Here is an 8,562-nt window from a genome sequence, read left to right on the forward strand (position 1 = left end):
GCAAGACGGGTGGCAGGCTCGGGCGGCCCGTCGGCGCGCCCCCAACTGGCGCACGGTCAGCGCATGGTCGGCACCAGCCGGGGAGGGGGGGGAGGCGGAACGGGCCACGCACACGGGAAGGCCGCCATCCTTCCCGCGCCGCTTTCCATGTCAGCAACCCTTGACCGCACGGCGGGCTACGAGTAGGACCGTTCAGCATTCGTGCTCCGGCCAGCCCGACGCGGCCCGCACGGTCGCGCATGCGGCAATGTTCCTGCAACCATCAGCCGGAACCTCAGGATGAAAATCGCCTATCTCGTCGGCGGGCTGCCCTTCGGCGGCATCGAAAAGTGGCTGTTCGACCTGGCCTTGGCCTACCGCGCCAACGGCCTCGTCACGCCACGCGTCTTCAACCTTTCGGGCACGGGGCAGATGCTGCCGGAATACCAGGCCGCAGGCATCAAGGTGCACTGCGTGGGCTCGCACATCCGCGCCATCGCCTCGCACCGGCTGGATACATCACTGCGCCTGCGCGCCATGTTGCGCGAATTCTCCCCGGACATCATCCATACCATGCATATCAGCGCCAACCATCACGGGCGCATCGCCGCGCTGGGCCTGGGAATTCCCGTGGTCACCCACCTGCACAACATCAAGCACGAGAAACGCCTGCACCGCAGGCTTTCCGACAAGCTGCTGTCCTACGCCACCACGCTGTACCTCGCGGTTTCCAAGGCCGTGGCCGAGGTGATCGCCACCGACCACAATCTGGCGGGCCGCCCGGTGAAGGTGCTGTACAACGCCATAGACGCGGGCCGCTTCGACGCGCCCCCGCTGGACCTGCGCGCCGCTTTCGGCCTGGGCGGCCCGGTGGTGGTGGCCGTGGGGCGCTATGTGCAGCAGAAGAATTTCGATCTGCTCATTCGGGCCATCCGTATTGTGCGCGACGCGGGCGTGCCCGCATCGCTGGCCCTGGTGGGTGAGGGGGCGGAGCGCCCCCGTCTGGAGGCCCTGCGCGACGAACTGGGCCTGCGTGACCATGTGGCGCTGACAGGATTCCGCCCGGACGTGGCGGCCTTCTACAAGGCGGCCGACGTGTTCGCCATGCCCTCGCAGTTCGAGGGGTTCCTCATCGCCCAGTTGGAGGCCATGTACTGCGGGCTGCCGTGCGTGGTGTCCCGCCACGTTCCCATGCTGGAACTGGCTGGCGAGGCCTCGCTGGTGTGCGAAACCGAACCCGCCGACATCGCGGACAAGCTGCTCGCCATCCTGCGCGACGACGACCTGCGCCAGCGGCTGTCTGACGCGGCACGCCGCCTGTCCGCTCCGCACACCATGGACCGCTACGCCGTTGCCCTGCACGCCATCTACACCGGTCTACTGGCCGGAAACCTCGCGGTGACCGCGCGTTGACCTTCACCTTTCCGCTCGCCCCCTCCGTCCCGTCCGCACAAGCACCTTCCTGCGGCTCGCTGGGTGGGATATTATTTTCCGCATGACAGACATCCGCCACCATATTACCGCCGCCGTCGAAACATTCCGTTTCGCTTCCGATCCGCAAAAGGCGGAATGGGCACGCACGACGCTATTCTGGCTGTTCTGGCTGTCCATCGCCACGTTTCCGCTGGGGCAGGCCTTCCGTGAAGCCGGTCCCATCCTCAGTCTGGCAGCCCTGTTCGCCTACCACTACTGGGGGTACCGGCAATCCACCCTGAGCCGCTTTCCGCTCAAATGGCTGTTCGCGGCCTTCTACGGACTCATTTGCGTCAAGACGGCCCTGTCGCTGGACCCGCGCCAGAGCCTCGCCTACGTGTGGCCCAACACCTGGAAGGGGTTCGCCCTGCCCTTCATCGCCATGGAGTGCGCCCGTAACGCACGCGACCTGCGCCGCCTGATCTGGGCCTTTGCCATCGTGTCCTGCTACGAAGGGCTGGACGGCATCTATCAACACGTCACCGGCCACGACCTCATCAAGGGCACCGCCATCATGGCCGGTCGACTCACCGGATCGTTGTCCACCTACCGCGTGGGCAACTACATGGCGCTTGTCCTGGTTCCCGCAATGGGCCTGTGGTGGGTGCTGCGCCGCGCCTTCCCCGTCATGACCGTCTGGAAGCACGCGGCCATCATGGCGTCCCTTCTGGCTCCTGGCCTGTATCTGCTGATATTCGCCCAGGCTCGCAGCGGATACCTGGGTTTCGGGGCGGCGATGTTCGTGCTGTGGGTTCTGCTGGCACGCCCCCGCTGGTACTGGCTGGTTTCTCCCGCCATCCTGCTGGGCCTCACCCTGCATTTCGGCCCGCACCGAATCAGCGTGGAACAAGCCATGCGCGACGGGCGCATCGAATTGTGGGACATGGCCTGGCAAGTCATTCAGGCCCGCCCCCTGACCGGCTGGGGCATGGGCATGTTCGGTCCGGCGTTCAAGGCCCTGGGGCTGCACCCGGTGATCAATTCCACCAATATCCAGCACCCGCATTCCATGTACATCCAGTTTGTGGTGGACACCGGGTTCGTGGGCCTCGGCATTGCGCTGCTGTTCCTGTACGGCATGCTCATCTGGGCGGGCAGACGCCATTGGCGCAACCTTACCGCCCGGCCCGGCGACGCACGCACGGAAATGTGGACGCTGGGCGCCTTCTTTCTGGCGGGCTGGGTCTGTTACCTGGTCGAGGCGCTGTCGGCCCACGACTTTCTGCGCACGTGGTGGATGGCCGTATCCATGGGGCACCTTGGCGTCATGATCGGTGCCACGGTCAACGCCCCGGAGGCTCCCGCCCATTCCGTCCATCCGGCCCGACCCGTCGCCACCTCCACACCCGGTGACCAGCACTGATGCGCATCGCCTTCATCAATGCCACCCGCAAATGGGGCGGGGTGAAGACATGGACCCTCGACTTTGCCGAACGCCTTGCCGCGTTTGGCCATGACGTGCGCGTGTACGGCCGCCAGCCGGAATTCGTCGCGCAGGCCCGGCAGCGCGTGGGACACGGGGAACGCGCGGCCTTCGGGTGCGACCTCAACCCCGCCGCCGTGGCGCGCTTCCTGCGCGCCTTCCGCAGGCAACGCACCGACATCGTCGTCCTCAATATCGGCAAGGACCTCGCCACGGCCGGAGTGGCCGCGCGCCTGCTGGGCATTCCCGTGGTGCAGCGCATCGGCCTGCCGGAGGACATCCCCCAAAGGATCAAGACGCGCCTGTTGCACGCGTGGATTCGCCCGGCATTCCTGTGCCCCTGCCGCTTCATCGCCGATGGCTTCGCCCGCAGCCTGCCCTATGTCGACCCGGCCGACGTGCATGTGGTGCTGAACGGCAAGACACCCACGACGGCCCCCCTTGCGACGCACGCGCCCCGGCGGCTCATCGCCACGCAACAACTGAACCCTGACAAGGGACACGAAACGCTCTTGCGGGCGCTGTCCACCATCGACATGCCCTTTGAACTGCACGTGGTGGGCACCGGCTCTGACGAAACGCGCCTGCGCGGGCTTGCCGCGTCGCTGGGCCTTGCCCAGAGGGTGCTCTGGCATGGTTTCTCCACCGACGTGCCGGGTCTGCTGGCCCAGGCGGACATCTTCCTGCTTGCCTCGCGCAGTGAAGGCCTGCCGAACACCCTGCTGGAGGCCCTGGCGCAGGGGCTGCTGCCCGTTTCCCGCGACGTGGGCGGCGTACGCGAGGTGTTCACGCCGCAGCTCGAACCGTGGCTGCTGCCCCCCGATGCCGGGCCGGAAGCCTTTGCCACAGTGCTGCGCACCGCCCTGGCCCTGTCGGACGATGCCCTTCTGGCGGCCCGGCAGGCTTCCCTTGAAGCATGCCGCACTCGTTGCGACCTTGACGCAAAGGCGCGCGAACTGGAATGCTGGCTTGCCGACCAAGTGACCGCATACGCAAGGCGGCAGTGACCATCAGGCATCCGGAACTCCCGCCGTCTCCAACCGCCAGCCCTGTCGGCAACCTCCTTCAGAAGCACCCTGCCGACACCCACGACCGTCACGCCGACGACGCACAAGGCTGCGGACAACACCAAAGCATGCCAACCACGGCACACGCCATGCACATCATCCTGCTCACCTCTTCCTCCACCAAAAGCGGCGGGTCCCGCCAGGCGCTGTACCTTGCCGAAGGACTGGCGGAACGCGGCCACCACGTCATATTCTTCACCCCTGCGGGAGCCACGCTGCGCAACCTTGCGCCGGGAATCCGCTGGGCCGACCTTCCGGAGCGCCCCGCACACTGGGGTGCGGCGCTTGCCGATGCCTTTCCGGCCAGCGGTCCGTGCGTGGTGCAGGCTTTCCACAACAAGGCCGTGAAACGCGTGGCCTGGCTGGGGCTGAAATGGCGGCTTTCAGGCCGCAAGGCCGTGTGCGCAGGGTATCGCGGGGTGGTGTTCCGTCCCGGCAACCCGCTGCCCTACTGGTCGCCGGGCATGGATGCCTTCGTGGCCAACTCGCAGGCCTGCGCGGACGTACTGCGCGGCGTGGGGGTGGGGGCAGCCCGTGTGGAGGTCATCCGCAACGGCATCCCTGCGGCGCGCATGGAATGCCACACCGCGCCGGACCAGTTGCGCGCCGAGCTGGACCTGCCCGGGCTTGACGCCACGGGCTTCAAGCTGAGCCCCGTGATCGGAACCGTCGCGGGCGACAAGGACGTCAAGGGCGTGGGCCCGCTGCTGCGGGCCTTTGCCGCCGCGCGAGACGCAAGCGCTGGCGCCCTTGCCCATGCGACGCTGGTGGTGGTGGGTGTCACCCCGGAACGCTGGGCCGCACAATGCGCGGAGCTGGGCATCGCCGACCGGGTACGCCTTGTACCGCCCACGCCGCTGGTGGCCGATCATCTGCGCCTGATGGATCTGTTCGTGCTGCCCTCGCTTTCGGAATCCATGCCCAACACCCTGCTTGAGGCCATCTGCGCCGGGCTGCCGGTGGTGGCGTCCAATGTGGGCGGCGTGCCCGAACTGCTGCGCGGCAACGGCCTGCTCGTCCCCGCTGGCGATGTCGACGCACTGGCCACGGCACTACGCGAGGCCATGGCTCAGCCGGAGCTCCGCGCCGCATGGGCTGAAGCCAGTCGGAACATGGCCCCGGAATTTTCGGCAGCCACCCGTGTGGACCGATTCGAGGCACTGTACCGCAGACTGCTGCGCAAGCGCGGGTTTGTCGATGCCTGTTCGTGAATCCGCCCCCCGGCGCGCCCCCGGTCACAAGCCCGACGCATCACCCGCCACCTCCCCCGCGCAAGGCGCACACGGGGGGGAGGTGTACCGGGTTGCCCGCGAACTGGGCGTCGCACCGGAAGCCATCCTGGATTGCGGCAGCAACGGTTTCGCCCAAGCCGAAGACCTGACCCGCGACCTGGTGGCATCGGTACCCTACCCCTTCGAACACTACCCCGACCCCGACTCCACGGCACTACGCCAGCGGCTTGCCCTTGACGAAGGCGTTTCACCGGACCAGTTGCTCGTGGGCAACGGATCGTCGGAACTCATCTGGCTGGCGCTGCGAGTGCTGCGCCCCACGCGGGTCACCCTGCTCGGTCCCACCTTTTCCGAATACGTCCGCGCCTGTGATGCGCATGGCATTCCGTGGCGGGTGTTGCACAGCGCCCCGGTCGGCGCCCTGGAAACGCCCCCCGCCGCATCAGCCCCGCCACCCGGCGACGCCCGGCGGGAACTTGCGGTGCTCTGCTCGCCCGGCAACCCGTGCGCCATTGCCGCACCGGACCTCCCCGCGCTGGTCGCCGCTCTCGCTCGCCAAGGATACGGCACGGTGCTGGTGGATCTGACCTACCGGGACTTCCTGTGGGGCACCCCGGAATACGCAGGACATCACTGGCAGGCCCTGACCACGGCGTGTACCTTCGAAACCACTGTGCTTGGCCTGCACAGCTTCACCAAGTTCTTCCACTGCACGGGAATACGGCTGGGGTACCTTGCCGGGCCGGGCCCGTTGCTGGCCAGGCTGCACGCCGCACGCCCGCCATGGATGGTCAGCCCATATGCCGAGGCCATGGGCCAGCGTTTCCTTGACGCACGCCCCACCTACCGCGACCGCCTGCCCACACTGCACATCGACCGCACCACGCTGTTGCGGGCCGCCCGCGCGACCGGCCTGTTCGATCCCGGCGCCATGCTGGAAGGGGCAAGCTTTCTCACCTGCCGCCTGCACCCGCGCCTGCTGGCGCAGGGCGTCACGTCTGGCTCGGTGCGGGCGCAACTGCTGCGCCACCACGTACTGGTTCGCGCCTGCGACAACATACCCGGCATGCCGGCGGGATACTTGCGGATGCAGGCTCGCCCCGCCCAGGAAGGCGAACGGCTGGCCGAGGCCCTGCGCCAGGTCGCGCGATCGCTTGACGCCTGAGCCGCCCCGTCCCGCCGCCTGTCGCTCTCCCCATGTCCGGACAAAACGCCGAGGGGTGGCGTGCCCCCTTCCGGACACACCACCCCTCGGCGAAACGCACCGTTCCCGACCCCCGGCACACAGCTGGATGCGGGAAGCCTGCAAGACTCCGAACTACCCTCGCGCCCCCGCCCCGAGCACCGCGTACATCTCGTCCACCCCTTCCAGCAGCGCCTCGCATGCGGCGTCCAGATCGTGCGCCGATATGGACCGCAGGCCAGTTGCATCGGTGTCCAGCGGCTGTATGCAATCGTCGCCGGTGCCGCCGATGCCGAAGGCCTTCACCGCCTCGTCGGCCAGGTGCACCAGCAGGGCCTCGTCACTGGCGGGGGCCTCGGACGGGGCATGGTGGGCCTGCACCGCATCCACCAGCACGGGCGGCAGATTCCAGCGTCGCAGAATCGCCGCGCCCATTTCGCCGTGGGTCATGCCCAGCTCCGTCCGCTCCGCCTCGGTCAGCGTTTCTCCCAGGTCACGACAGCGATCCAGCACCCGCTCCGCCCCGGCGGGCCACACGGCGCAAATGGCCAGCCAGCCGATGTCGTGCAGCAGCCCGGCCACGAAGTAGCGTTCCGGATCGTCACGGCCCATGCGGGTGGCCAGCGCCCGCGCCATGAGCGCGGTGGCCACCGAATGCAGCCAGAAATCGTGCAGGTTGACCACGTGGGGGGGCCGTTCACGAAACAGCCCCAGCACAAAGGTGCCCAGGGCCAGCGATGTCACCCGGCGGGTACCCGCCGCCGCCACCGCGCGACTCACCGTTTCCACCGGCGCCCGAAAGCCAAACAGCGGCCCGTTGACCAGCCGCAGCAGCGACGCGGCCAGGCGGGGATCCTTGGAAATGATGGCCGCCAGTTCATCGTACGAGGGTTCCTCGCGCTCCATGGCGTGCTGCAATTCCAGAAACACCTGCGGCAGGGCGGGCAGGCGGGCGCGCTCGGCCAGCCCGTCCAGATCGCCGGGCGCCACCCCGCTGTTGGCCTCGTGGGTCACCTCTGGCGGCAGGGGCATGCGCGGGGCGGGCAATTCGCACGAGACACCGGAGCACAGGGACTGCGCAAGCGCTTCGACAGCCCTGCGCCGCAGCAGCACCAACAACGGGTGCGCCGCACCGGAAAGCCGGAACCTTCGCGCAACCGCCTCCTCGGCAATATCCTGCACATCGCGGTCGCAACCGCCCTGCATTCCCAACCCCACTGCCTGCGACACAACCACCCCCGAAAGGATATCGGACACGGGATCATCCACTGACGCCTTTCTCATACGCCAATTGCCATCGGACGCAAACACCCGCCACCGGCGGCCCGGTGGGTGAGGTTGCCCGGGGCAACGCCCTATCCCGGTGTATGTCCGGCTGGCGGTTTGGCACATGAATTGGCACACGCCCCCGTCGGCGCAGGCAGCTGTCTCCTGAAATAACTGCGGGATCCCGAAAATGCCAAAACCCCGGTGAGGGGAACACCGGGGCTTTGTCGGAATGAAGCGACTGAATCATAAGTCCGGGCACGAGGGAATGCGCGGACTCGGCACCGAAAAGAACGGCAGCACCGTCTTTCATGGCAGCATGAAGCACAACCCGTGCCAGACCTGTGACAATGGCGCGACCCACGGCTGGCAAGGGTTTGCCGCGCACGTCAGCCTGTGACTCTCTAACGAAATTTCGTTGTTGACGAAATTTCGTAACGATATATCGTTAGAAACAGCCATCACACACCGCAGCCGCGCCGCCATCCTCCACGGAATGGTCGTCTGCCCCGCAATTCCGGCAATCCGCCCAATCCCCGAGGTTCCCATGTCTCCCATGTCGCCCACGCCCCACCCCTCTGCGGACGCTCCGCCCCGCCAGTCCGCGCCCGACGCCACGGAACCCACCCTGGCCCATTCGGTGCTCCAGCAGTTCGACATCAGCCCGTTTCTGGACATGATGCTCAACGTGGCCCAGGAACGCACCGTGGAGGGCCTGCTGGAACTGACCCACCGCGTCAACCGGGGCACCCACGTCATGTGCGGGTGCATCTGGTTCGTGGATACGCCCCCCCCGGCCTCCGGCGCCGCTTTTGGCTCCGGCGAGGGCGACCACGTCCTGCGCCTGATGACCGTGGCCGGACGCACCGCGACCCCGGTGCGCGACTGGCGCCACGCGGAAGGCACCTACGCCGTGGTGCCGCTGTCCGAACCGCTGCT

At 67.5% G+C, this 8,562-nt stretch carries 7 protein-coding genes and 1 pseudogene; 7 read left to right on the forward strand and 1 reads right to left on the reverse strand.

Annotation, left to right across the window (positions count from 1 at the left end):
* The 6 genes from FVW27_RS20575 to FVW27_RS02130 form a co-directional block, all read left to right on the forward strand.
* Nucleotides 1–186: hypothetical protein (locus tag FVW27_RS20575; RefSeq protein ID WP_208294572.1), on the forward strand; the 186-nt coding region annotated here is incomplete at its 5' end.
* A 93-nt stretch (nucleotides 187–279) separates the two neighbouring features.
* Nucleotides 280–1,392: a glycosyltransferase gene (locus tag FVW27_RS02110; RefSeq protein WP_167122342.1), complete on the forward strand. Its 1,113-nt coding sequence runs from the start codon at nucleotides 280–282 to the stop codon at nucleotides 1,390–1,392.
* A gap of 82 nt (nucleotides 1,393–1,474) precedes the next feature.
* Nucleotides 1,475–2,815 (forward strand): O-antigen ligase family protein, encoded by a 1,341-nt coding sequence (locus FVW27_RS02115; RefSeq protein ID WP_167122344.1) that lies wholly within the window; start codon nucleotides 1,475–1,477, stop codon nucleotides 2,813–2,815.
* Nucleotides 2,815–3,882, forward strand: a complete 1,068-nt coding sequence (locus FVW27_RS02120; protein WP_167122346.1) for a glycosyltransferase — start codon at nucleotides 2,815–2,817, stop codon at nucleotides 3,880–3,882. The genes FVW27_RS02115 and FVW27_RS02120 overlap by 1 nt, the downstream gene beginning before the upstream one ends.
* Nucleotides 3,883–4,010: 128 nt before the next feature.
* Nucleotides 4,011–5,153, forward strand: a complete 1,143-nt coding sequence (locus tag FVW27_RS02125; protein ID WP_243838156.1) for a glycosyltransferase family 4 protein — start codon at nucleotides 4,011–4,013, stop codon at nucleotides 5,151–5,153.
* The gene (locus FVW27_RS02130; protein WP_167122348.1) at nucleotides 5,140–6,339 is read left to right on the forward strand and encodes an aminotransferase class I/II-fold pyridoxal phosphate-dependent enzyme; all 1,200 of its coding nucleotides are present in this window, start codon (nucleotides 5,140–5,142) and stop codon (nucleotides 6,337–6,339) included. Before FVW27_RS02125 ends, FVW27_RS02130 begins: the two co-directional genes overlap by 14 nt.
* Nucleotides 6,340–6,492: 153 nt before the next feature.
* Here the strand turns inward: FVW27_RS02130 and FVW27_RS02135 are convergent, their stop codons facing one another.
* Nucleotides 6,493–7,614, reverse strand: a complete 1,122-nt coding sequence (locus tag FVW27_RS02135; protein ID WP_341806038.1) for an HDOD domain-containing protein — start codon at nucleotides 7,612–7,614, stop codon at nucleotides 6,493–6,495.
* A gap of 556 nt (nucleotides 7,615–8,170) precedes the next feature.
* Here FVW27_RS02135 and FVW27_RS02140 point away from each other — a divergent pair.
* A pseudogene (locus tag FVW27_RS02140) lies at nucleotides 8,171–8,562 on the forward strand (AAA family ATPase); the annotation flags it as partial.

Source organism: Nitratidesulfovibrio liaohensis, from assembly GCF_011682075.1.
In the GTDB taxonomy this organism is placed as follows: domain Bacteria; phylum Desulfobacterota; class Desulfovibrionia; order Desulfovibrionales; family Desulfovibrionaceae; genus Cupidesulfovibrio; species Cupidesulfovibrio liaohensis.